We start from the raw sequence: 24040 nt of genomic DNA on the forward strand, positions 1-24040 counted from the left end.
CTTATGCGCCATTCATCCAGAATTCATCTCCGTGGCGCAGTACCAGTTTATTGCCGGCCCGGACGGTTTTTGTATGCGCTTTGGGATGGCATTTCGCCCCCACCGTGCCACTCTTAATCCCGTTGGCCACGCCCGGCTGGTCGCCGAGAGTTGTCGGCACAAAGCTCTGGGCAAATACCACTACGGGTTGGCCATTGGCGCGTACCGATTTCACGGGGGCGTCACTGCCTGCCAGTTTCGCAATGACCGGATACGGGATCGGCGGTGTTGACGCGCCCATCGGGGTTTTGCACACGTCGGGCAACATGCCGATGATCAGCCATTCACCTGCGGTGCGGGCGATGTAATTATCAGCCATCCGTTTTTTCCTCTTCCAGTGGTGCCAGATTGAGCAAGGGGGCATCCGGGTTGATTTCAAACCGGGTTTCAGCCACTCGCACGGGCAGTGAGGCTTTGAAACTCAGTCGGCAGGTCATGTGCAGCGTCCTTGCCTCGCTGTTGATAATTAACGTATCCATACGCATCGGCACGGGCAGTAATATGCCGTTGTGCATTCGCAGCAGAATAAACGGACGGTGTCCCGGCAGATTGACGTGCAGTTCACCATCAGGCGTCAGGCCGCTTAACGTGATGGCAATATCCGTGTCCGGCCAGTCAATTTGCTGGTCTGTTGGTGCGCCGTTCCAGTAGCCAAAGTCAAAATCTTTTGGCAGGTAAGGATGTCGATGTGCCAGCCAGTCGGCATCATAAGTGCCGGCAAGCTGGCGGCGGGGTAGCCACGGACGGCCGATAAAGCCCATGCCTTGTGGCTGGCAGGCGGGTGTATCAGGCGCCAACGCTCCATCCAGTTGAGTGGTAAAATGCTGCGCGGTGAACGGGGCATCCGGTCGGGTAATACGGAGGGCAGGGTAACGGGTCAGTTGTTTGGCCTGCGCATACCACGGCGTGATAAATCCCATCCCCAGCGGGTTGCTTTCACACACGGCATGAGCAACAGGAGCGTTTTCCCCGTCTGGATGTTGCCGGCGCTGTTCCGGTGTCAGCCGGTCACGTTCTTTCAGGTGTTCGCTCGCTTTATCATCTGCTTGGATTTTGCATTCACCGCCAAAGGCATAGCGATAATCCAGCGGCAGTGTTGAAAACGGTTTCGGGTCGGTCAGTTGCCACTGACCGCCAGCATCACGAATAAATTCCCGTTCACCGGTTACGGTCAGGGTTTTGTCGAGCAGGGTCTGGCCCTGTTTGCTCTTTACCCGCAGCCGTACAGGAAACTCAGTACAGGGTCGGTTATCCGGCGCATACGCCGTGCCGTTGACAATCACGTCACAGCGTGGTTTAAACGGGGCAAGATCACTCTCCTGCAACACCTGTGAGGCATTCATCTGTTCACGGTATTCATCCTGTAAACACAGGCGCGGCGCGGGCAGTAATTCAGCACTGTATTCCCCTTGTCCGACAGGCAATAGCTGGTAGCCGATTTTTATGACCGCCACGTGGTGCTCCACATCCTCAACATCCAGCATTGAATAGTTCATCACCGCAAAGGGGGTCAGGTTACGAAATTCCATCTCAATCCGTCCTTTCTAGTTCAGGTCAATGTCTTTGCCGGTGATTTGCACCGGGCCGCTGGCCTCAAACTTAAACTCACTGCCCTGAAGGGTGATACGTCCGGCACTGTCCATACGTAACACACTTGCTCCGCAGCGTAGCTCGATCACATCGCCAGTTGTGATGGAAAGGGTATTGTTGATGGTTTCTATCTTGTGGGTACCGACCTCGATAATGTAGTCCTTGCCAGTGATCAGTTTGCGCACTTCCTTCACTGTTTCCGTGCTGTTGAGCGTAACCGTTTCTTCTTTGTTCTCATTGACCGTGATGGTCTGGTTTTTCTCCACGGTTTCGCTGTGGTTGGCGAGCACATGGGTATCCCGGTTATTGAGCACCTTGGTGTACATGTCTTTCTGCGCATGCAGTGACAGCAGTTCGCTGCCCTTGGCATCCTCAAACAGCAGTTCGTTGTAGCCCTGTCCCTTGTGAGTTTTGGAGCGGAACGCCATCTGGGTTTTGCTGCCCGGCAAGGCCCCCGGCGGGATGTTGCTGGCATGGTAAGTCCGCCCGGTCACTATCGGCTGGTCGGGGTCGCCGTGCAGGAAGTCCACCACCACTTCCTGTCCGATACGTGGGATGGCCAGCATGCCCCAGCCTTGCCCTGCCCACGGTTGAGTTACCCGTATCCAGCAGGAACTCTGGTCGTTGGATTTGCCATAGCGATCCCACGGGAATTGCAGACGTACCCGTCCATATTGGTCACAGAAGATTTCTTCGCCGGCCGGGCCGACCACCTTAGCGATTTGTGGGCCATCAACCACCGGTTTGGACAGCGGTGCCGGGCGCCAGTTCTGATTCTGGCGGATGAAATAGAAGTGGCTGTGCAGCGTGGTGCCTGCGCCGTCGGTTGCTGTCTCCAGTGCACCCGGCTGGCTGCCGCTGTGGCTGGTGGAGATGGTCTGCCATGACTGGTTCAGGTCTATCCGTGGATGATTATTCAGGATAAACAGTTTACCCGGCTGTAGCGCTATCGCATTGCCGCTGCCCTGTCCGGTCACCGCGTCGCTGCGCAGCGCCTCCAGCCGGTAGCGGGTAAAATCCTTGCCATGCGCCTCGTCTTTGAAGCGGCCGGGGTAGTCGTAGTGCTCGTAGTACAGTTGTTGCAGATTTTCATCCCGCATCTGCTGGTGAAATTCCGCCGGCCATGCCGGGTTCTTGAAAGTGTAATCCTTAAGCTGTACCTGAGCCGGCCGTACTTGTGCGCTGCATGTCAGGCTGCTGATGGCAGGTTCACCCACGGTGTTGACTTCACCGGGCTGATAAGGGATGACTATGCCCGGCGGCACAGAACCACAGTCATCGGCAAAGACCAGCGTGTTGCGCCCGTTACTGCATTCGAAGAAGTAGAAAATACCCTCTTCCGCGGTTAACCGTTGCAGGAAGGCAAAGTCACTTTCCTGATACTGCACGCAGAATTCGCGCGCGGGATGAGGATGGCGCAGGCTGAAGATCACATCGCGGATGCTGTGTTCTTTCAGGAGGGCGGTGATGATGGTGGCGATATCCTGCTGCTGGAAAATACGTGAGTTCTGTCTCAGGGTCGTGCGCCACAGATCCGGCCGGATAGTCATCTGGTAGGTGGTCTGGTGCAACCCGGTATTACCCTGCTCAAAGCGGGAAACGATCCCCGTGATGCTGCGTTGTTCGATACCGTTTTGCAGAATGGTCAGCGTGGCGGTGCGATCCAGTACGGCCGGAAAGTCGATAACCTGATTGAGCAGGTCAAACGCGCCGTAAGTGTAGCGGGTGGTACGGCCTTCACCGTCAGTGACTGCCACCACACGGCGCTCACTGTCATAGGCCAGTTGTTGTGTGGTGCCATCCGGCAGTTCAACATCGGTCAGGCTGCCGCCGTTAAGGCTGGCATGGTCGTTGCTGTAACGATAGTGAGTCTGTTGCTTCAGGGCATCGGTGAGTTGGCACAGGCGTAAGTTACCATGTGTGCCGTATTGGTATTTTTCTTTGTGCCCCAATGGATGGCAGCAGCAACAGAGAAGAAATTTGCACAACGCTTGCGGGAACTGCGCAGACAAAAAGGCCTCTCCCAGTCAGAGCTGGGCAAGCTGGCTGAACTCCATTACACCCACATTGGCCGTTTTGAGCGTGGCACTTCACGACCGGGCAGCGACACCTTAAAACGTCTGGCGGACGTGCTGGATGTGACCAGTGATTATCTGCTGGAAGGGGCAGAGACCGACGCGGCGAAAGCCCGGTTTGAGGACAGGGAACTGCTGCGGCAGTTTCAGGCGGTGGAACAGTTACCGGAGGAAGACAAGGAAGTGATTAAGAAGTTGTTGGATGCCTTTTTAACCAAGAAACAGTTACAGGCACTGGCAAGATAGATAAAAAGCACCCGTTGATTTAACGCGGGGATGAAGTGCGACCAACACTTCACCCTCGCTCACCACAAGCAACTAGATAGGAGTTGAATGATGGCTAAGGCGCATTCTAAGCAAAACCGTGCAGTAAATAAAGCTACAAAAATAGAACGTTATTACACCGTGGGATACGTGCCGCAAAATGACAAGGCCAACGCCCCGCCCGCGATCCATCTTAAAGGGCAATGGCTTAAGGCCGCGGGCTTTGAGATTGGCGGCTCGGTCACGGTGAAGATTATGGAGGGCTGTTTAGTGCTGATCCCTGACAGTGACGAGACCCACCGCCTCAAACAGCAATACCAGCGTCAGCGCGAGCAAATCAGTGAAATTAAGCTGAGGATGCGGGAGCTGATTGGGGATTATAAAAGCGGCTAAGGGCAGGGAGTGAGCAGCTCTCAAAAAACAAAGCCGGAAGATCACGGGGATCTTTCCGGCATTATTTAAGCTAATAAATCAGTTGTTCTTACAATGATTCAAACCATTGAGAATGAAATTTTCTTTGCTCTTCTGGAGTAATATCAACATATTTATCTTCAAAATCAAATATATGAACCTGATTTTCAGGTAATCCTGGCTGACCTAATGTAGTTTCATAAGCGACTATACCATCTGACATATCCCTCGACATGGCAGACGGATACACATTTATTTTTGCTCCTTTGCAAAGAAAAATGATATTTTTTAATTGGTTTCTTAAATCTGCAAAACATGAAAAATAATCAGTATCATTTGATTCTGCCAATTGATTATTATTATGAAATATTTTTAAACAGCAATGCCTATTCGGAGAAGTAATCATATGTAATTCAGCTTCTTCCATTTCTCCATTGAGTATTATTTTGATTTTTCTTTTATCAACATCTGTCATTTTCCATACCTTTTTGGATTTAGAATAGTATAGTCCCACATTTCTCCATCGGCATTGACTGCTCTTGCACCTAATATATCTTCAGCTCTAACCCCTCCAGGCATTGCAATCTCTGCTTCAGCAGCAAATGGTGATCTTGCGCCTAATGCTTTGTTTACATCTATACCGTGATTGGTTTTCATGGTGTACATATAGCCACTTTTTTGTCCATATTTTGTTGCAAAACTAATGGTTTTTGTCGGGTCAATGGTAGTACTTACGAAATCGCTCGGAGGTGCTCTATTATCTAATGCGTGTTTATACAAATCCTTACTTGGCCCAAGCGTTTCAAATCCCTTATCAAAAATTTCAGTGAAGCTCCGTGTATCTCCACGATAAGTTATGATGTAATCGCCTTTGTTACCAATCCCGCCTGCCAGACCGTAAGGATCTATCCATTTTGACGGATTATGTACATAGCCATACGGATTCACTCCACCCAATAAGCCAATGGGGTCTGCCGAAATATACTGCGCCGTGTCCGGCGAGTAATAACGAAAACGATTATAATATAATCCGCTCTCTTCATCCTCATATTGCCCGCAGAACCGCAGATTACAGTTAACATGATAATCCGGATTATTGGAGGCGATAACCTGCGATTTCTCCGCTTTCCCCCATGTTGTCAGCCGCTGTGCCCAGACCAGTACCCCTTCTTCGGACAACATTTCGCGTGGTGTACCCTGATGGTCACTCACAATATAGTGTAGCTTGCCTTTTTCAAAGCGGGCTGACGGCGTTAATGAACCGGGTTCATATAACCAACGGACACGCTGATCTTCCACTGGTGTGCCATCGGCGTAAATCGGCACTTCTTCGATAAGCTGATCGCCGCTCCACAGATATTCCTGTCCTATAATAGCATCGGATCTTGGCGCTAAATCCGCTTTACCTGCCAGCCACAACTGTAAATTAGTTGCGGTGAGTTTACCATCGTGAACTTTCAGTTTACGGACTCGTCGGCCAAAAGCATCGTAGCGATAATGCCAGCGTGAGCCATCTGGCGTTTCGACGTGAGTGAGCTGGTTTTGCGTATCCCAACGGTAGCGCCAGATTTGCGGACGGAACCCGTCCCGCTGTTCGGTTTTTTCCACCAGACGGCCATTATCATCATAGCGATAGCGGATATCTCCCTGCTGCACCACCCGCCCGGCTTTCTGGCGTTGTGTAATTTGTTCCAGCGCACCTTGTGCATCGGGCGGCAGATGTTGGTTTAGATTGCCGTTGGCATCATAGCTAAATTGTTCTTCATGCGGACGCACACCCTCGAACAGGGTATGCAGGATCTGGTCGTTGGTATTGTAACGATAACGGGTTTGCCCCCAGCGGCTGTCGTCAATCACCCGCACATTGTGGGCACGGTCATATTGCCAGCTTCGGTTAACGGCAGAGGCTTGCGGCGGAAAATGCGGATCATTTTGTGCCAGCGTTTCCCTGAAAAATGGGGTGGCCTGCCCTGCCGACTGATGGGCCAGCAATCCGGTTGCGGTATAGCGGCTGGCAAGAATAAAGCCGTTGGCGCTTTCCCGTACCGTTTCCCGACCCAGCGCATCATGCCGGAAGGCCAGCGGTGAATGCTCGTTAAGCTGAAAGTGATTCAGACTCCCCGACAGGTTATAACCGAAGTGCAGGGTATTGCCCTCCACACTTTCACTGACCGGACGCCCGGTCAGGTTATCCCATTTGCGCGTGATTTCCCGCCCGTTGATACGTTCGCAGGTTGGCAACCCGGTAGTTTTGTCATACTCATACTCGACAGTAGCATCCGCATTGGTGGCTTTCACCAATTGATACCGTTGGTTGTACTCGTAAGTGGTGGTGTCTTTTAGCACCTGTTGGTTTTCTTCCGGCTGCCAGCTTTCCTGTTTGACCAGCAAACCTGCGGCGGAATAGTGCCAGCGAAGTTGCTGGCCATCGGGGTATTGAGTCAGTGTACGGCGTCCCAGTTTATCGTACTGATATTCGAGGGTACGCCCGGTAAAATCGGTTTCCCGGATAATCTGACCCGCGGCATCCCGCTCATAGCGGTAAGTTTCTCCCGTGGAGGCGGTGACTGAATTCAGACGGGTCAGACGGTCATAGCCAAAGCGCAAGATAGTGCCATCCGGTCGGGTAACCTGATTGAGCAGATCAAAAGCGCCGTATTGATAACGGGTTGTGCGGCCTTCCCCGTCAGTGGCGGCTACCACGCGCCGTTCACTGTCATATCTCAGTTGCTGGGTAACCCCATCCGGCAACTCAACTTCAGTCAGGCTGCCGTTAAGGCTGGCATGATCATCGCTATAGCGGTAGTGCGTCTGCTGTTTGAGCGCATCGGTGAACTGGCGCAAACGCCCCAGTGCATCCAGTTGCAGGCCGGTAGTTTCGCCATCCGGTGTCATCACGGCGGCCAGCCGTTGTTTCTCGTCATAGGCATAGTGCCACTGGCGGCCATCCGGTAACAGACGCTGGCGCAATTCGCCCTGCGTGCCGTACTGGTATTCTTCCTGATGACCCAGTGGGTGGGTCAGCGCAGTCAGGTTGCCCTGCTCATCATAGTGAAGTTGCCAACGTTCGCCGGTCGGCAGTACACTTTCGATAAGCTGTCCATGCTCGTTATAACCGTAAGCAAAGGTATCGCCGGTTGGCAATTTCACTTCGGTCAATGCACCGTCAGGGTTGTAATCAAAGGCAGTCATCTGCCCCATCGGGTCGCTTTCCCACATCAGCAGGCTGTGACGCCACTGACGGCGGGTAATACGCCCCAGTGGATCCACTTCCCGTATCACCAATCCGTTCGGGTCGTAGTGGTAGTGGGTTTCACCCCCTTCGCCATCCAGATAGGTGGTAATGCGGGCGTTGTCATCATAGCGGAAACGGTCATGCCAGTAGCCGCTGGGAGAGGTGGTGCTGAGTACCCGACCGCGCTCGTCATAGGTTATCGTCAGGTCAGTCTGGTCGGTATCATGCCAGCGGATCATCCGCCCCTGCACATCATATTCATGCCACAGGTGGTTGTGCTGGAAAGCATCACACTCGTTCAGATAGCCCTGTGAGTCATATTGACAGGTCAACAGACATTGCTCAGCAGGCTGACCTTCGCGGTTTTCCTGCATCGTGATCGTGTTAAGCCGGCCGTCCAGATAATGCAGGCTTAACCGCAGGCCGTCATTGCGAGTGACGGCCGTCAGTTGCGACTGCTTATCGTAGATAAAATCAATCCGGTTCTGACGCCGGTCAGTGATAGCAGACAATTTTCGTGTGTTGCCTGACATCGGGCTGAAATGGTACGTCAACTGGGTGCGGCGGTCGGTCAGGCACAGTTCGCCGGTCAGTTCGCCCGTCAACAGGCAATGGGGAAGATTACGGTTACGGGACAAGACCCGGTTATCCGGTGTGGCATAATCGTAGATAACGCCATCGGTATGGGTATAGTGCACTTCCCCCTGACTGATAGCCAGTTTCAGTGACCAGTCATCCGCCCATTTGGCACCAAACAGGCCGTGTAAATCCGCCGTGGAGCGGTAGGTTCGGCTGAGGTTTATTGGCAACACCCCCGGAATGGCGAGAACCGGCCAGACTTGCAGGAAATCGCCGGTGGCCATATCGACCGGATCGCCCTTTGTACTGGACAGTTCGTTGTCATTGCCCTTTTTTTTGCCGGATGAGGTGGCGTTATCGACAGGCTTTTCTGTTGTGGGTTTGACTTCCGTTTTCGGGGATGTCGCGGGTTTTTCTTTGATTATAGCCCCAGCGGCAGGGTTGGCGTTTTTAGCCGCCTGTGTACTGGCTTCTACGACCTGTGCTGCCTCACGGGATTTTGTCGCCAGTGCACCAGCTTCTGCCACTTTCGCGATTTCGGGTGCTTTAGTCACTGAGCCTGCAGTACCCGCACCTTTTGTCGGGCCGATAAGCATGAAAATATCAGCGGCTGTGCCGCCAATACGTTGTCCGGGCGTGTCCAGTGTCATCTTGTACTCGTCAAGATTAAACTGTTTGGCATTCGTGCGGCCGGCATCGGCGACTTCGCCTATCACTTTAGCCTGTTTTTCGGTGTCAGGGTTGCCAAATACTTTCCCCCAGAAAGCTAATGAACGGGCCGATTCGTCCGCTTCACGAGCTGAGTTCAGCATTCCGCCCTTAATGGCCATTTCGCCCAGCCCCACGGCGGTATTACTGACGGTTTTGGCAATGCCTTTCTGCTGTTCAATCGGATCCCATCCGCTTACGGTTGACAGGTCTTGTTTTGTTTCTTTGGCTTTGTCTACGGCAGCGTTTCCTAACGCTTTTCCCATCGTTTTCAGCGTTTCCCATGCACTCATTTCGGGTTTGCTTTCCGGTATCACCACCGGATTCGCCTCATGGGGCGAACTCGCCCCCTGTGGTGCCTGACCGATGATTTTACCCAGCGTGTTGCCCTCACCAGTCGGGCTGTCACTGCGTGGTTTTGATGGTAAGGCTGTATTGGGTTGTGGCGGAATGTGTTCGCCCGTTTCTGACGAGACGTCCTCTCGGTTAGCTTTATCTTCTGACATGGTTTCCTTCCTTATGCGCCATTCATCCAGAATTCATCCCCGTGGCGCAGTACCAGTTTATTGCCGGCCCGGACGGTGTTGGTATGCGCTTTGGGATGGCATTTCGCCCCCACCGTGCCACTCTTAATCCCGTTGGCCACGCCCGGCTGGTCGCCGAGAGTTGTCGGCACAAAGCTCTGGGCAAATACCACTACGGGTTGGCCATTGGCGCGTACCGATTTCACGGGGGTGTCACTGCCTGCCAGTTTCGCAATGACCGGATACGGGATCGGCGGTGTTGACGCGCCCATCGGGGTTTTGCACACGTCGGGCAACATGCCGATGATCAGCCATTCGCCTGCAGTGCGGGCGATGTAATTATCAGCCATCCGTTTTCTCCTCTTCCAGTGGTGCCAGATTGAGCAAGGGGGCATCCGGGTTGATTTCAAACCGGGTTTCAGCCACTCGCACGGGCAGTGAGGCTTTGAAACTCAGTCGGCAGGTCATGTGCAGCGTCCTTGCCTCGCTGTTGATAATTAACGTATCCATACGCATCGGCACGGGCAGTAATATGCCGTTGTGCATTCGCAGCAGAATAAACGGACGGTGTCCCGGCAGATTGACGTGCAGTTCACCATCAGGCGTCAGGCCGCTTAACGTGATGGCAATATCCGTGTCCGGCCAGTCAATTTGCTGGTCAGTGGGGGCGCCGTTCCAGTAGCCAAAGTCAAAATCTTTTGGCAGGTAAGGATGTCGATGTGTCAGCCAGTCGGCATCGTAAGTGCCGGCCAGCTGGCGGCGGGGCAGCCACGGACGGCCGATAAAGCCCATGCCTTGTGGCTGGCAGGCGGGTGTATCAGGCGCCAACGTTCCATCCAGTTGAGTGGTAAAATGCTGCGCGGTGAACGGGGCATCCGGTCGGGTAATACGGAGGGCAGGGGAACGGGTAAGTGGTTTGGCCTGTGCATACCACGGCGTGATAAATCCCATACCCAGCGGGTTGCTTTCACACACGGCATGAGCAACAGGAGCGTTTTCCCCGTCTGGATGTTGCCGGCGCTGTTCCGGTGTCAGCCGGTCACGTTCTTTCAGGTGTTCGCTCGCTTTATCATCTGCTTGGATTTTGCATTCACCGCCAAAGGCATAGCGATAATCCAGCGGCAGTGTTGAAAACGGTTTCGGGTCGGTCAGTTGCCACTGACCGCCAGCATCACGAATAAATTCCCGTTCACCGGTTATGGTCAGGGTTTTGTCGAGCAGGGTCTGGCCCTGTTTGCTCTTTACCCGCAGCCGTACAGGAAACTCAGTACAGGGTCGGTTATCCGGCGCATACGCCGTGCCGTTGACAATCACGTCACAGCGTGGTTTAAACGGGGCAAGATCACTCTCCTGCAACACCTGTGAGGCATTCATCTGTTCACGGTATTCATCCTGTAAACACAGGCGCGGCGCGGGCAGTAATTCAGCACTGTATTCCCCTTGTCCGACAGGCAATAGCTGGTAGCCGATTTTTATGACCGCCACGTGGTGCTCCACATCCTCAACATCCAGCATTGAATAGTTCATCACCGCAAAGGGGGTCAGGTTACGAAATTCCATCTCAATCCGTCCTTTTTAGTTCAGGTCGATGTCTTTACCCGTGATTTGCACCGGGCCGCTGGCCTCAAACTTAAACTCACTGCCCTGAAGGGTGATACGTCCGGCACTGTCCATACGTAACACACTTGCTCCGCAGCGTAGCTCGATCACATCGCCAGTTGTGATGGAAAGGGTATTGTTGATGGTTTCTATCTTGTGGGTACCGACCTCGATAATGTAGTCCTTGCCAGTGATCAGTTTGCGCACTTCTTTCACGGTTTCCGTGCTGTTGAGCGTAACCGTTTCTTCTTTGTTCTCATTGACCGTGATGGTCTGGTTTTTCTCCACGGTTTCGCTGTGGTTGGCGAGCACATGGGTATCCCGGTTATTGAGCACCTTGGTGTACATGTCTTTCTGCGCGTGCAGTGACAGCAGTTCGCTGCCCTTGGCATCCTCAAACAGCAGTTCGTTGTAGCCCTGTCCCTTGTGAGTTTTGGAGCGGAACGCCATCTGGGTTTTGCTGCCCGGCAAGGCCCCCGGCGGGATGTTGCTGGCATGGTAAGTCCGCCCGGTCACTATCGGCTGGTCGGGGTCGCCGTGCAGGAAATCCACCACCACTTCCTGTCCGATACGTGGGATGGCCAGGATGCCCCAGCCTTGGCCCGCCCACGGCTGGCTCACCCGTATCCAGCAGGAACTCTGGTCGTTGGATTTGCCATAGCGATCCCACGGGAATTGCAGACGTACCCGTCCATATTGGTCACAGAAGATTTCTTCGCCGGCCGGGCCGACCACCTTAGCGATTTGTGGGCCATCAACCACCGGTTTGGACAGCGGTGCCGGGCGCCAGTTCTGATTCTGGCGGATGAAATAGAAGTGGCTGTGCAGCGTGGTGCCTGCGCCGTCGGTTGCTGTCTCCAGTGCACCCGGCTGGCTGCCGCTGTGGCTGGTGGAGATGGTCTGCCATGACTGGTTCAGGTCTATCCGTGGATGATTATTCAGGATAAACAGTTTACCCGGCTGTAGCGCTATCGCATTGCCGCTGCCCTGTCCGGTCACTGCGTCGCTGCGCAGCGCCTCCAGCCGGTAGCGGGTAAAATCCTTGCCATGCGCCTCGTCTTTGAAGCGGCCGGGGTAGTCGTAGTGCTCGTAGTACAGTTGTTGCAGATTTTCATCCCGCATCTGCTGGTGAAATTCCGCCGGCCATGCCGGGTTCTTGAAAGTGTAATCCTTAAGCTGTACCTGAGCCGGCCGTACTTGTGCGCTGCATGTCAGGCTGCTGATGGCAGGTTCACCCACGGTGTTGACTTCACCGGGCTGATAAGGGATGACTATGCCCGGCGGCACAGAACCACAGTCATCGGCAAAGACCAGCGTGTTGCGCCCGTTACTGCATTCGAAGAAGTAGAAAATACCCTCTTCCGCGGTTAACCGTTGCAGGAAGGCAAAGTCACTTTCCTGATACTGCACGCAGAATTCGCGCGCGGGATGAGGATGGCGCAGGCTGAAGATCACATCGCGGATGCTGTGTTCTTTCAGGAGGGCGGTGATGATGGTGGCGATATCCTGCTGCTGGAAAATACGTGAGTTCTGTCTCAGGGTCGTGCGCCACAGATCCGGCCGGATAGTCATCTGGTAGGTGGTCTGGTGCAACCCGGTGTTACCCTGCTCAAAGCGGGAAACGATCCCCGTGATGCTGCGTTGTTCGATACCGTTTTGCAGAATGGTCAGCGTGGCGGTGCGATCCAGTACGGCCGGAAAGTCAATAACCGGGTCGGCACTCGCCAGTCCCACACTCAGGCTGAACGGCTGGGAAAAACTTTCGTTCAGGGTGAAATCGGTCACCACAAACGTCTGTGGCGGTAAGCTGCCTGCGGTCAGGGTAAATTGCAGGCCACTCGGGTCACGCCCGCCCATCAGCATCTGGCCGACTTTTTCCAGTGCTTTGGTGGCGGCATTCTGTCCCCCGGCTGAGCGTTCTGCCAGCCCCTGCCCACCGGTAAAACCGCCACCCGGGATTAAGCCCGCGGTGCTTGTCATGCCGCTGCCTGAACGGCCGCCTATTCCGCCGGCAAAACCACCACCCGGGATTAAACCTGCTGTTCCTGACATGCCGCTGCCCAATTTGCCTGCAACTTGTTTCGCTTTCTGAACAGCCTCTTGCCCCTGCTGAACAAGGGCTTGCCCTTTCTTCAATTTATCGAGGTTCTTCTTTATTGACATGGTGTGTCTCCCTAAGATGATGGAATGTTATGAAATAGGCATCCCGCCTGATAACAACACAGGCCATAACATTCGGGTACAAGATTTAAATCTCACTCACATTGTCTCCGACAAATTGGTTAATTAAGGACGCAATAGGTTGTTTTCCGATAATTTGAAGGGACTCTGTTGTCCGAATATATCGGCTGATCCGTGATAAATAAAATGAAGGCAATAATAAATAAAGAAGGAGTAAAGGCCAAGTTAAATCAAGTGAAATAAAAAATGGTATCCGACAATAACAGCGTAAAAAATTAAAATGATTGCGGTTGAAAAATAATATTCTTAGATAGCGTATGTGATTAGTGTATCGAACCACTTAATGTTTATCCATAAAAGGTGTTTTTTTCGTAACATCATGAGATAAAAATAAAAAAATAGGTAACAGCTTTGACAAAATCATGATTGTGTTTATTTTATGCGCCCGATCACAAAAAAGACTATTTTTAGCAAGGCGGTTAATGAGATGGTCCCCACCACCCTGTGAGCGGTATGCTGGCAGGGTGTTTCTTTCAGGAGAAGACCATCATGCAAAACGTTACGCTTATTGGTATTGATCTCGGCAAACATTCTTTCCACGTTCACTGTCAGGACAAATCAGGAAAGGCCCTGCTGCGTAAAAAATTTACCCGCGCCAGACTGATGGAGTTTTTAGCGGGATCGCCATCAGCGACTGTTGTAATGGAAGCCTGCGCCGGTGCTCACTTTATGGCTCGCCGGATCGCTGCTTTTGGTCACGAAGCGAAGCTGATTTCTCCACAATTTGTTCGTCCTTTTGTAAAGAGCAACAAGAACGATTTTGTGGATGCTGAAGCCATATGCGAAGCTGCATCTCGTCCCTCCATGCGATTTGTGCAACCACGAACAGAGGCGCAACAAGCTATGCGCGCCCTGCATCGGGTCAGAGAATCACTGGTCAGAGACAGGGTTAAAACCACTAATCAGATGCACGCTTTTTTACTGGAATTTGGCATCAGTATGCCGATCGGAACCGCCGTGATAAAAAGACTTTCAACCGTCTTGGCAGAGAACGAACTTCCTCCCTATCTGGCACAGTTGCTGATGCGCTTACATGCCCATTATCTTTATCTTGTCGAACAGCTCACCGAGCTTGAGACGGCACTGGAGCAGGAGCTGAGACGTGATGAAACAGGACAGCGTCTTCAGACAATACCGGGCGTGGGTCCGATAACTGCCAGCGTCTTATCATCGCAGCTGGGCGATGGTAAGCAGTATGGCTGTAGCCGGGATTTTGCTGCTTCAACCGGTCTGGTACCACGCCAGTACAGCACGGGTGGCAAAAATACGCTTTTAGGGATAAGTAAACGCGGAGACAAAAATCTGCGACGGTTACTTGTCCAGTGCGCCAGAGTCTTTATCCAGAGAATCGATTATCAGTCAGGAAGGCTGGCTGAATGGGTAAAGGCTCAGCTTGAGCGAAAACACTCAAATGTTGTGGCCTGTGCGCTGGCCAACAAATTAGCCCGGATAGCCTGGGCAATCACAACACGGCAAACTGTGTTCGAAAGGTAACGACGACGCCAGTCTGACTGGCAGGTTAATCGTTAATTAAAGCAGTTCCCAATCTGGTTTTGCGAAGACTGATTATTGATGACATGAACGGCTTATCGACCTGATGGAATCCTGACATAAAAAATGGCTCTCTGAAGCCGTGCGGTTTTTTAGGCTTATCAGGTGCGGAACTCATCGAGGCGCGGGCATCCCTGCCCATAGTGACGCCGGATAGATTTAAGCAAGCCAACATCAATCAAAAATCAGTGTTGCAAAAAAGGTGGGGACCATAGATTTTTATTTTCTGTCTTTTTTATTTAAAAAAACAATAATAACAATGATATATTTGCATTGAATATATAAACATAAGCTATTAATTCAAATGAAAGTAAATATTGCGATGAGCTAAATCCTAAATGGAAACAGACAAATTAATATTTGGCATATTTAGCAATATAAGGATTAAGTCAATCCAAATCTCAACTTTGTTAGATAACTGCCCGGATTGCAAAGGGCAGCTTTCTGCCCTATAGTGATAGTAATTTACTTTCCCATTGCGCTATAATTTCCCGTTTTTCTTTCAGATAGTCGTAGCGATCGTAGTGTTTGGTTGAGACACCGGGTTTTTTATGGTTCTGTAACCTGTCTCTCATCTCAGAACTGATCCCCATCTCTCCTGCAAGCGTCTTAAAGGTTCGTCTGATATCCCTTGGTGTAAATTTTTCAAAATCATAGCGAGCACAAAATTTGCGGATCTGCTTGGCATATTCAGCAGTGAGTAAATGACCTTCTTTAGTGTCTCCGGGAAACAAGAACTCTGAATCTGGATATTGTTTGGCTTGGCATTCTAATATTTCAGTTGCAGACTCGCACAAGGGAATGACGTGGTAATCACCGTTTTTTGAAATATGAAGAGGCACTGTCAGCGTGTTATTATTTTTATCCCAGTTATCTTTTGTATTGGTCATTATTTCCCAAGGGCGTTGTCCAGCTGTGAAAATGCAAAGCAATATTAACCGACCATAATCAGGATGGATTGGGAATACTGTCGACGAAATACGAAACAATTTTAGAATCTCTTTCATTTCATCCCAAGATAAAAATCTATCCAGGGCTTTATCTGCTCCTTCTTGGCGTGGAACGACGGTGACAGGATTTCGGTCAAGGCCATAAATAACTTTCTCGTTCAGTTTGGCAGGATCATTGTCAGCGAACAGACCAAAGTTAAATACAGCATGAAGATTGGCACGAACCTTATTTGAGCCAGCAACAGCACCGCGTGAGATAAATTCAGCTAATACCCTTTTAATGTGGTCTGGGGTAATATCTTTTGCTGGCGTATTTCTATCAATGTGCTGGCTATCTAATACCTGATTTAGCCTGTACTGGGTTTTATCATAAGATCTCTTGCCACGGCGTTTCTGGTCGGCAATATAGTCGCTGAATAGCTGTTCAATTGTGGCGTGATTTATGATGGCTTTTTCTGGCGCTGAAACATTGGCGGCGGCATCTCGTGATTTGGATAATGCCTCTGCCAAAGAAAGAGCAGGGAAATCACCCAGGTTTATGAACTTTTCTTTTCCATTCTTAAAATAACGATAGACAAAGACCTTTCTTCCCGATGGATATGTTTTAACTCCTAACCTCCCGGTTCCTCGTGTTGCTGCTGCTTGCCATGTATAATAAGCTGAGTTTTTGGGTTTCAAACCTCGGATTTTACTGTCAGTCAATAAGGTACTAGCCATTAGATATATCCTTCATAACAGGTCAAGTAGCGGGTCAAGTTATGATGAAATGATATGCAACTACATGAAACTGTTCAAGCTATAAAATCCGTTTTAAATCAAAATGATGAAACCAAGTGAAATTGTAAGAAATAGAGTGAAATCAAAGGTTTTTGCCCTTCTAAGCCGTAGGTCACAGGTTCGAATCCTGTAGGGCGTACCATCCATTCATATCTCAACGTCTTCCAAAGTCCATAAAACCCCAATAAATACGCAGTATTAGCCTTTTTCCGTTCTTCTGTAGTCCAGTCAGGTAGGTTGAAATCCACGATCTTATGGGGGTATATTTAGGGGTACGTTCAGGTTCAACGAAGTGAGATACCCCCAAATGAAGTTAACAGCCCGGCAGGTGGACACTGCAAAGCCGAAAGAAAAACCCTATAAACTTGCAGATGGTGGCGGACTATACTTATTGGTTAACCCTAATGGCGCTCGCTATTGGCGGTTGAAGTACCGGATCGCAGGCAAAGAAAAATTACTCGCATTAGGGGTATATCCTGATATCTCCCTCTCAGACGCAAGAACCAAGAGAAACGAAGCCCGGCGGACGCTATCGGATGGCAATGATCCGATAGAAGAAAAGAAAGCTGAAAAAGCAGCCAAAGCGTTTGCGGTCAGCAATAGTTTTGAATCCATCGCCATTGAGTGGCACGAACATAAACGCCCCAACTGGTCAAAAGGGTATGCCGAAGACATTTTGGAATATCTGAAAAAAGATATCTTCCCGTATATTGGTAAACGTGCCGTTACCGAGATTAAACCCGCCGAAATGTTGGCTGTGCTCCGAAAAATGGAGCAACGCGGTGTTTTGGATAAATTGAAAAAAACCAGACAGGCCTGTCGGCAAATTTTCACCTATGCCGTGATTACAGGGAGAGCTGAGTTCAATCCCGTTACTGATCTTGCCAGCGCACTTAAAGCACCGAAGCAAAAACACTTCTCACACCTTTTAGCTGATCAAATGAATGCATTCCTCGTCGCCTTGGCGGGTTATAGCGGAAGCGAAGTGACCCAATCCGCGACACGTTTACTGATGCTTACTGGTGTGCGTACCATCGAATTGAGAGAATCAGAATGGACTGAATTCGATTTCGATAAGGATATCTGGCAGATACCTGCTGAGCGAATGAAAATGCGCCGTCCTCACATCGTTCCGCTATCCAATCAGGTTAAAGCCATTCTTATCAAACTGCACTCTATTACAGGGCGTGGGAAATAGTTTTCCCAGGACGTAATGATGCGGGTAAACCGATGAGCGAGGCCGCCATTAATCAGGTGATTAAACGCATTGGTTATGATGGCAGAGCAACCGGCCACGGCTTCCGCCATACCATGAGTACTATCCTGCATGAACAAGGCTATAACACGGCTTGGATTGAAACCCAGCTTGCCCATGTGGATAAGAACAGCATCCGGGGAACTTACAATCACGCCCAATATCTGGAGGGGCGAAGGGAAATGCTGCAATGGTATGCAGACCATATGGAGATGCTGGAACGCGGTGAAAATGTCTTGATCGGAAAATTTGGCAAAAGGGCGTAAAGATGCGGTGATTTTTCACACACCTGTGCCCGGGGCACAATAGCCTGTTTTTCATACAATTTAAGATGTGTGGTGATTTTTTATTCTGTGTTGGAGGCTCCAGCGGTGACTAATTTTCATACAGAATACAATTCGGGAGCTGATACTCCCTGTAAACCGATAAATTTCACAAATGGAGTAAACAATTAACGCTGTTCATTTAATCTTGCTTTTTAAATAATCCGCCTGTCATCAAACAACGTCCACGATGAGCGCTCAAGGACTCGGTAACAGGAGATAAATAATATGACAATGACAGCACCGAAAGAAAATCTTATTCGTTTGCCCGAAGTTCAGCGCAGAACGGGTTATAGCAAGGCGTGGATCTACAAACTGATTAGTGATGGAGAATTCCCGAAACAAATCAAACTCGGCTCCCGTTCCATCGCGTTTATTGAATCAGAGATTGATAACTGGATTGCGCAGCGGATCGCAGGATCACGAGCGGCATAGCACAGAAAAGAACATAACATAATAAACAGAATATAAAAAAACAACGCCCCAGTGTGCTGGTACACATCTGAGGCGTCTGACCAACAACCGTTATATGGAGTAACGATGATGGCTGATATACAGCATACCCAAACTCACCCTAAATTTACACTTTCAGATAAGACCGCTCGTCAAAAAGCGCTCGATCTGATTCAGACCGTGAAAAAGTCCGCCATGTATCATTGGGAAAATCTGCTGCCTGCATGTGGCATTGATATTCCGGCCAAGGGTAAACATGGCGCTTGCCCGATCTGCGGTGGCACCGACCGTTTTCATTTTATTGATGATCACCATTACGGCAACTGGCATTGCCGCCAGTGTGACATTCCGAACTATGGCGATGGGCTGGATTTGGTAGCAAAAACCAAAGGAATTTCTATTACTGAGGCGGCGAAAATCGTTGCGGATGTACTGGCATTACCTTTGCCCGAACCTAAACCAGCCAGAAAAATCATTCAAACAACACAGCCGATTGCCGACAGAGTGGCAGCTCTGATGGCGCAAACTGTTGCCGGACAATCTCCCTATCTGGCCGCCAAAGGGCTGCATTGCCCTAATCAGAGGTTGTTGCCCGATAATTCAGCAGTGTTGCGGCTCGCAACACTGGACAAAAAAGTAACAGGTGCGCAGATCATCAAACCGGATGGTGAGAAAAAATTACTCACTGGCAGCCAGAAGAAAGGTGCGTTTATCGCTCTGTCAGCGCTGGAAGAACACCCCGACACAGCCATCATTACCGAAGGTTACGCCACGGCACTCACGGTTAACCAACTCTGTAACGGCGCTGTTCTGGCAGCACTGGACGCAGGCAATCTGCTCTCCGTTGCTCAATCAGTCAGGGAACGCTGGCCAGAGACAAAAATTATTATTGCAGCAGATAACGACTGGCATCATCCCGACGAACTGGATAAAAACGGCAACCCAAAGGTAAATATCGGCAAGATTTCAGCAGAAAAAGTTGCTCTTGCGGTTAATGGTTGGGTTACGTTGCCCTCCACGGAATACAAAGCTGACTGGGATGATTATCGTCAGCAGCATGGCATTGAGTCAGCAAAACAGACATTCAGTAATGGGTTGTATCAGGTGGTAGAGAACGTAGCGGTGTCAAAATCTGTGACCGCTAATTCAGATGAATACCGAGAGAAAGAATACGATCCGCTAAAACCCCATATCGATATTCGCAAGAACGGAATTTACTGGGTTGAACCTAAAGAGCAAGGTGGCGAAATCGTCGAAGTTGAAAAATGGTTGAGTGATTACATGGAGATAGTCGGCATTGGCAATGATGGCAGCGAAGGCTATCTCATTATCAAGCTACGCCAGGAAGGTTCGGGAAAATATATTGTTGAGGCATTTCCCCGCCGTGAAATCGGGATGCCGGTTGGCTGGGCAAGATTGCGCTCGCGGGGAATGAATATCACCGTAAAAAACAGTTTGTTGCCTATTTTAGCTGAACATCTGCAACGCAGCGGTGATCGCCGTGAATGGATTGTGACGCAGAAAGCGGGCTGGCACTGCGGAGCGTATGTGATGCCGGACGGTGAAATCATCGGCCAACCCTATATGCCCGTGGCATTCAGTGGCGGTACATCCGCAATTGCCGGTTATGTGGTCAGAGGAACAGCCGAAGAGTGGAAAATGCACGTTGCGTCATTACTGAAAGGCAACCGGTCAATGATGCTGGGCGTACTGGTGGGATTGTCTGCACCACTTAACTCACTGACAGGTGGTAGCTGCTTTGGTGTGCATTCATTCGCCCAATCCTCCGCAGGGAAAACCACCACCGTTGAGGCTGCCAGCAGCTTATACGGTGATCCCGAAGAACTTAAATTATCGTGGCACGGTACTAACCACGGTTTAAATAATGAAGCCGCTGCCCGTAATGATGGTTTCATGCCCATTGATGAAATAGGGCAAAGTTCGAATCCGAAGGAAGTCGCAAACAGTGCCTACAGCCTGTTCAACGGTGTCGGTAAGATTCAGGGAAAACGGGAAGGCGGGAACCGCGCGGTGATCCGCTGGAAAATTGCCGCCCTTTCAACAGGCGAGGAAGATTTAGAAACGTTCCTGATAAAAGGTGGGATCACCCCAAAAGCCGGGCAGCTTGTCAGGTTGCTCAGTGTGCCCTTTATTGATACGGAATGTTTCAATGGCTATGAGGATGGTGATTCTCATGCAAGAGCCATCAAACGTGAATCCAAACGCTATTGTGGTGCAGCGGGTCGGGCATGGGTTCAATGGTTGTCTGTAAATCAGGAGCAGGTAATCGAAGTAACCGCCCGTAAAGAAAAAGAGTGGCTTGATGGCCTGCCAGAAGAAGCCTCAGCCCAAGTCAAGCGCGTTGCTGTTCGTTTCGCGTTACTGGATGCTGCCGGAGAGCTGGCAATCCATATTACCGGCTGGAGTAAAGAAGCGAGTCATGCGGCGATAAAGCAAAGTTTCGATGATTGGTTAGCTGATTTTGGCATCGGAAATCGGGAAAAATATCAGGTTATCACCCGTACTCGTGACTTTATCCAAAAATACGGGCTTTCACGCTTCCAACCTTATACCTACGGCAGGCCAAATGGTGATATTGATACATCACACTCCATGAGAATTAGCGATCTTGCCGGGTATCTGGTGCATAACCGTCGTAATGATGGGCAAACGGAATACCACATTATTCCCAGTGTATTTGAAGCAGAGATATTGCAGGGATTACAGAAGAAATCCGGTTTTGAGGCCTTAGAAGAAGCCGGAATGCTGGTTAAAGCGGAAAAAGATCGCTTTATCAGCAAAACCATTTCAGTAAACGGCACTCAGGGGCGATTTGTGGTGCTGATTTTCAGGGATGAAGATTGACTCTCACTTAGGGTTAAAAAAACGTTGGGATAACGGGATATTGGGATAAGAGAGATTTATTTTAAACTATATCAATAAGTTATAAATATTTTAATTATCCCGTGTTATCCCAGTATATCCCGTAACGTAGTGTTATTACAAAAATAAATATTATAACAATGGAGGTTATCCCGAAAAAAAATTTCTCTCTGGTAGGTATTAATATCTTGAATTTAAAGTAGTGACACACTATTACGGGATATGCTGGGATAATATGGGATAGAGTAACTAAATGAAATATATAATAAATATGCTATTCACCCCGTTATCCCGTGAAAATATGTGTAGTGGTATAGAGATAACCAATCGTAACGATTATGTTTCTTCGATTCTCCGAGTTACCGGGTGAATTCATTAGCCCGGTAACTCGGAGAAGACAAGTGCAGCGCGTCAGTATCGTTCTAAATAGCGAGTGTGAGAAATAATGTTCTCACACCCATCTGAGTTTACTTTACTGATTTACCCACGGTGTGGCTATTGCTAAAGTGATCAAATATCGCTCTTCATCAGGATGCCGATCATCTTTGAAACGCGCTATATTCAGCATGATCTGATACTTGTCACCTGCTTGCCAGAAGGTCATTCCGGTTCCTTTCATCTTACGAAGACTGTCATGCAATTCTGGTGTATTAACCAAGGAATGGTATCCTTTAGTGAGCTTCCAGCCCGTTTTGCGCCACTGATCTTGTAAATCTAATACAATCTTGATCGCATCGTTGTAGAGTAACGGCTCAATTTGTGGCGACATACGTACACTGTTGATTATTCCATCAGTATACCGCACAACAAAAAATCGTGCGGGAGGGGTAACAAACCCATATTTCGGATCAGTAAAACGTAAACGCGCATCAGTTTTAGGTGTGTTGAACCCGATGTTATTAGGGTATTTGGGAGCAATATCTGCACTGGATCGCTGCCACATTGCCTCGTAGGGTTCACCAATCACCAGCGCTATCTCTGGTTTATCGGAAAAGGAATGGTAAAGATAAACGCTAGCCAGACCAAGAACGATTAATAATGCGAAGATTAATCCAGAACGTCGCCGACCTATGCGTTGTAAAAGACTCATTTTATACCTCGTCCTGAAGCAATATCCTGAATAGTGGGTGTGAAAGATAATATTCTCACACCTATCTGAGATTACGTTATGGCTTTACCCACGGCTCGGCAATCTGCAATGTAATCAAATATCGTTCTTCGCTAGGATGCCGATCATCTTTGAAACGCGCCATATTCAGCATAGCCTGATATAGATCGCCTGCTTGCCAAAAGGTCATTCCAGTACCTTTCATACGGCGAAGGCTATCATGCAATTCTGGTGTATTTACTAAAGGTTGGTATTCCCTGGTCAGCACCCACCCCGTTTTACGCCACTGATCTTGTAAATCCAGTACAATCTTGATCGCATCGTCATAGAGTAGTGGTTCGATTTGTGGGGACATGCGCACGTTCTCGATGATTCCTTTATTATAGGAAACAGTAAAAAATCGGGTCATGTATTAAATGATTAGATTAGGTATTAAAAATAATGTTCACGTTCAATAAAGGTTCCTATCACTTTATCGTGCATTTCTTCCGATTTTGAATACCCAATGGTTTTTCTATTCAGCCTTTTGATTCGGGTACGATGCGTTAAATTCGTTCTCTCTATACGCTGAGTAAACGCCTTTCCAGTCAAGTGCTCTTCCTCGGGAAGTGGGTCATAAACAACATAGTCATCCGTGCAGTAAAACCGAATAGTAAAGGAAGATAAGAGGGTAAGCAGCTTGTCTAACGTTTTTCGACTGCGATCGCCAAAAACATGAGCCACTATTCGCTTCAGGCGGGGTTCCCAAGCATACCAAAGCCAGCGTTGGTTTTTCTTATTGCCGACAAACGACCATTGCTCGTCGATTTCACAGACAATCTGGATGCCACATTCCGCAAGGGGAAGTGTCGTTACGTTTCGGGGTCTGAGGTTTTTAATGTTTTCATGACGGTGGCGGTGGCGACTTTCAGGATCCGAGCGGTGTCACGAATTCCCCCGTTATTCATCGCGATATCGACAATCTGTTCTTTAACGCCGGGTTTGCAGGCCTGATAGGTATACGCCAACTGAAAGACCTTACAGCAGCTATAACAGCGATAACGAGGATGTCCGCCATTTCCTTTCCCATGTCCTTTGACCTGTTCTGATTTGTGGCAATAACGGCAATAGACATCAACTTTGGCCATACTTCATCCTTAAAAAGCCGGAAGCATATCACAGCAACTAACCATTTAATACATGACCAAAAATCGTGCAGGGGGGGTAATAAATCCGTATTTCGGATCGATAAAGCGTAAGCGTGCATCCGTTTTTGGGATTCTGAACCCGATGCTATTATCATAGGGTGGGCTAATTTTAGCACTGGAGCGCTGCCGCATCGCCTCATAAGGTTCGCCAATCACCAAGGCTATTTCGGCGGGTTCACGGGAATTAAAGGAATGGTAGAGATAGACGCCTGTCAGACTTAGAACAATTAATAAAGCGAAGGTTAAACCACTGCGTCGTTGGCCTATTCGTTGTAACAAACCCATTTT

At 49.7% G+C, this 24040-nt stretch carries 19 protein-coding genes and 1 pseudogene; 6 read left to right on the forward strand and 14 right to left on the reverse strand.

Annotated elements, in window-relative coordinates; all coding sequences use genetic code 11:
• Position 1: 1 nt before the first annotated feature.
• From XBJ1_RS05635 to tssI (XBJ1_RS05645), 3 genes are read right to left on the reverse strand one after another with little or no spacing between them, the layout of a single operon-like run.
• The gene (locus XBJ1_RS05635; RefSeq protein ID WP_232503303.1) at positions 2-403 is read right to left on the reverse strand and encodes a DUF4150 domain-containing protein; all 402 of its coding nucleotides are present in this window, start codon (positions 401-403) and stop codon (positions 2-4) included.
• Positions 351-1568 carry a DUF2169 family type VI secretion system accessory protein gene (locus XBJ1_RS05640; RefSeq protein ID WP_012987840.1) on the reverse strand — a complete coding sequence of 406 codons (1218 nt, stop codon included), beginning with the start codon at positions 1566-1568 and terminating at the stop codon, positions 351-353. The genes XBJ1_RS05635 and XBJ1_RS05640 overlap by 53 nt, the downstream gene beginning before the upstream one ends.
• A 15-nt stretch (positions 1569-1583) precedes the next feature.
• A complete protein-coding gene (gene tssI, locus XBJ1_RS05645) occupies positions 1584-3581 on the reverse strand; it encodes a type VI secretion system tip protein VgrG (RefSeq protein ID WP_012987841.1) in 1998 nt (665 codons plus the stop codon).
• On the opposite strand from tssI (XBJ1_RS05645), the gene XBJ1_RS05650 reads away from it, so the two are divergent.
• Both XBJ1_RS05650 and XBJ1_RS05655 read left to right on the forward strand, forming a co-directional pair.
• Positions 3546-3950, forward strand: a complete 405-nt coding sequence (locus tag XBJ1_RS05650) for a helix-turn-helix domain-containing protein (RefSeq protein ID WP_230578693.1) — start codon at positions 3546-3548, stop codon at positions 3948-3950. The genes tssI (XBJ1_RS05645) and XBJ1_RS05650 overlap by 36 nt on opposite strands.
• A 90-nt stretch (positions 3951-4040) precedes the next feature.
• Positions 4041-4361, forward strand: coding sequence for a SymE family type I addiction module toxin (locus tag XBJ1_RS05655; RefSeq protein ID WP_012987843.1), 321 nt, complete (start codon positions 4041-4043; stop codon positions 4359-4361).
• Between the two features lie 88 nt (positions 4362-4449).
• Here the strand turns inward: XBJ1_RS05655 and XBJ1_RS22370 are convergent, their stop codons facing one another.
• From XBJ1_RS22370 to tssI (XBJ1_RS05680), 5 genes are read right to left on the reverse strand one after another with little or no spacing between them, the layout of a single operon-like run.
• Complete coding sequence (locus XBJ1_RS22370; RefSeq protein WP_012987844.1) at positions 4450-4854, reverse strand: hypothetical protein; 405 nt, start codon at positions 4852-4854, stop codon at positions 4450-4452.
• The gene (locus XBJ1_RS05665; protein WP_012987845.1) at positions 4851-9407 is read right to left on the reverse strand and encodes an RHS repeat-associated core domain-containing protein; all 4557 of its coding nucleotides are present in this window, start codon (positions 9405-9407) and stop codon (positions 4851-4853) included. Before XBJ1_RS05665 ends, XBJ1_RS22370 begins: the two co-directional genes overlap by 4 nt.
• A gap of 11 nt (positions 9408-9418) precedes the next feature.
• Positions 9419-9712, reverse strand: a complete 294-nt coding sequence (locus tag XBJ1_RS05670; RefSeq protein WP_232503304.1) for a DUF4150 domain-containing protein — start codon at positions 9710-9712, stop codon at positions 9419-9421.
• Positions 9713-9767: 55 nt separating this feature from the next.
• A complete protein-coding gene (locus XBJ1_RS05675) occupies positions 9768-10985 on the reverse strand; it encodes a DUF2169 family type VI secretion system accessory protein (protein ID WP_012987847.1) in 1218 nt (405 codons plus the stop codon).
• 15 nt (positions 10986-11000) lie between these two features.
• Positions 11001-13187 carry a type VI secretion system tip protein VgrG gene (tssI, locus tag XBJ1_RS05680; RefSeq protein WP_012987848.1) on the reverse strand — a complete coding sequence of 729 codons (2187 nt, stop codon included), beginning with the start codon at positions 13185-13187 and terminating at the stop codon, positions 11001-11003.
• A 567-nt stretch (positions 13188-13754) separates the two neighbouring features.
• On the opposite strand from tssI (XBJ1_RS05680), the gene XBJ1_RS05685 reads away from it, so the two are divergent.
• Positions 13755-14759 (forward strand): IS110 family transposase, encoded by a 1005-nt coding sequence (locus XBJ1_RS05685; RefSeq protein ID WP_012987226.1) that lies wholly within the window; start codon positions 13755-13757, stop codon positions 14757-14759.
• Positions 14760-14784: 25 nt separating this feature from the next.
• Here the strand turns inward: XBJ1_RS05685 and XBJ1_RS21865 are convergent, their stop codons facing one another.
• Positions 14785-14991 carry a hypothetical protein gene (locus tag XBJ1_RS21865; protein WP_162467458.1) on the reverse strand — a complete coding sequence of 69 codons (207 nt, stop codon included), beginning with the start codon at positions 14989-14991 and terminating at the stop codon, positions 14785-14787.
• Positions 14992-15265: 274 nt separating this feature from the next.
• A complete protein-coding gene (locus XBJ1_RS05690; protein WP_012987851.1) occupies positions 15266-16483 on the reverse strand; it encodes a tyrosine-type recombinase/integrase in 1218 nt (405 codons plus the stop codon).
• A 367-nt stretch (positions 16484-16850) separates the two neighbouring features.
• On the opposite strand from XBJ1_RS05690, the pseudogene XBJ1_RS05695 reads away from it, so the two are divergent.
• The 3 genes and pseudogenes from XBJ1_RS05695 to XBJ1_RS05705 all read left to right on the forward strand — a co-directional run bounded on the left by XBJ1_RS05695 (position 16851) and on the right by XBJ1_RS05705 (position 21439).
• Positions 16851-18064: pseudogene (locus XBJ1_RS05695) on the forward strand (tyrosine-type recombinase/integrase).
• Between the two features lie 285 nt (positions 18065-18349).
• Positions 18350-18556, forward strand: coding sequence for a helix-turn-helix transcriptional regulator (locus XBJ1_RS05700; RefSeq protein WP_012987855.1), 207 nt, complete (start codon positions 18350-18352; stop codon positions 18554-18556).
• A 105-nt stretch (positions 18557-18661) separates the two neighbouring features.
• On the forward strand, positions 18662-21439 hold the full coding sequence (locus XBJ1_RS05705) for a DUF927 domain-containing protein (RefSeq protein ID WP_232503305.1): 2778 nt from the start codon (positions 18662-18664) through the stop codon (positions 21437-21439).
• A gap of 490 nt (positions 21440-21929) precedes the next feature.
• Here XBJ1_RS05705 and XBJ1_RS05710 read toward each other — a convergent pair whose 3' ends face one another.
• From XBJ1_RS05710 to XBJ1_RS05725, 4 genes are all read right to left on the reverse strand, one after another.
• Positions 21930-22547, reverse strand: coding sequence for a hypothetical protein (locus tag XBJ1_RS05710; RefSeq protein WP_012987857.1), 618 nt, complete (start codon positions 22545-22547; stop codon positions 21930-21932).
• Between the two features lie 76 nt (positions 22548-22623).
• Positions 22624-22974, reverse strand: a complete 351-nt coding sequence (locus XBJ1_RS05715; protein WP_012987858.1) for a hypothetical protein — start codon at positions 22972-22974, stop codon at positions 22624-22626.
• Positions 22975-22997: 23 nt separating this feature from the next.
• A protein-coding gene (locus XBJ1_RS20620; RefSeq protein WP_143827612.1) for an IS1 family transposase occupies positions 22998-23692 on the reverse strand; the annotation gives its coding sequence in 2 pieces (ribosomal slippage) (positions 22998-23437 and positions 23437-23692; 696 coding nt in all).
• Positions 23693-23737: 45 nt separating this feature from the next.
• Positions 23738-24037, reverse strand: coding sequence for a hypothetical protein (locus tag XBJ1_RS05725; RefSeq protein ID WP_012987859.1), 300 nt, complete (start codon positions 24035-24037; stop codon positions 23738-23740).
• Positions 24038-24040: the final 3 nt, after the last annotated feature.

It is taken from the genome of Xenorhabdus bovienii SS-2004 (assembly GCF_000027225.1).
GTDB lineage: Bacteria > Pseudomonadota > Gammaproteobacteria > Enterobacterales > Enterobacteriaceae > Xenorhabdus > Xenorhabdus bovienii_C.

Excerpts from the sequence above, each read along its gene's own strand:
- XBJ1_RS22370 (WP_012987844.1), bottom strand. The coding sequence starts at position 4,854 with ATGACAGATGTTGATAAAAGAAAAATCAAAATAATACTCAATGGAGAA.
- XBJ1_RS05635 (WP_232503303.1), bottom strand. The coding sequence starts at position 403 with ATGCCCCCTTGCTCAATCTGGCACCACTGGAAGAGGAAAAAACGGATG.
- XBJ1_RS05685 (WP_012987226.1), top strand. The coding sequence starts at position 13,755 with ATGCAAAACGTTACGCTTATTGGTATTGATCTCGGCAAACATTCTTTC.
- XBJ1_RS05705 (WP_232503305.1), top strand. The coding sequence starts at position 18,662 with ATGATGGCTGATATACAGCATACCCAAACTCACCCTAAATTTACACTT.
- XBJ1_RS21865 (WP_162467458.1), bottom strand. The coding sequence starts at position 14,991 with ATGTTGGCTTGCTTAAATCTATCCGGCGTCACTATGGGCAGGGATGCC.
- XBJ1_RS05710 (WP_012987857.1), bottom strand. The coding sequence starts at position 22,547 with ATGAGTCTTTTACAACGCATAGGTCGGCGACGTTCTGGATTAATCTTC.
- XBJ1_RS05690 (WP_012987851.1), bottom strand. The coding sequence starts at position 16,483 with ATGGCTAGTACCTTATTGACTGACAGTAAAATCCGAGGTTTGAAACCC.
- XBJ1_RS05650 (WP_230578693.1), top strand. The coding sequence starts at position 3,546 with ATGTGTGCCGTATTGGTATTTTTCTTTGTGCCCCAATGGATGGCAGCA.
- tssI (WP_012987848.1), bottom strand. The coding sequence starts at position 13,187 with ATGTCAATAAAGAAGAACCTCGATAAATTGAAGAAAGGGCAAGCCCTT.
- XBJ1_RS05715 (WP_012987858.1), bottom strand. The coding sequence starts at position 22,974 with ATGACCCGATTTTTTACTGTTTCCTATAATAAAGGAATCATCGAGAAC.
- XBJ1_RS05640 (WP_012987840.1), bottom strand. The coding sequence starts at position 1,568 with ATGGAATTTCGTAACCTGACCCCCTTTGCGGTGATGAACTATTCAATG.
- XBJ1_RS05665 (WP_012987845.1), bottom strand. The coding sequence starts at position 9,407 with ATGTCAGAAGATAAAGCTAACCGAGAGGACGTCTCGTCAGAAACGGGC.
- XBJ1_RS05725 (WP_012987859.1), bottom strand. The coding sequence starts at position 24,037 with ATGGGTTTGTTACAACGAATAGGCCAACGACGCAGTGGTTTAACCTTC.
- XBJ1_RS05700 (WP_012987855.1), top strand. The coding sequence starts at position 18,350 with ATGACAATGACAGCACCGAAAGAAAATCTTATTCGTTTGCCCGAAGTT.
- XBJ1_RS05655 (WP_012987843.1), top strand. The coding sequence starts at position 4,041 with ATGGCTAAGGCGCATTCTAAGCAAAACCGTGCAGTAAATAAAGCTACA.
- XBJ1_RS05675 (WP_012987847.1), bottom strand. The coding sequence starts at position 10,985 with ATGGAATTTCGTAACCTGACCCCCTTTGCGGTGATGAACTATTCAATG.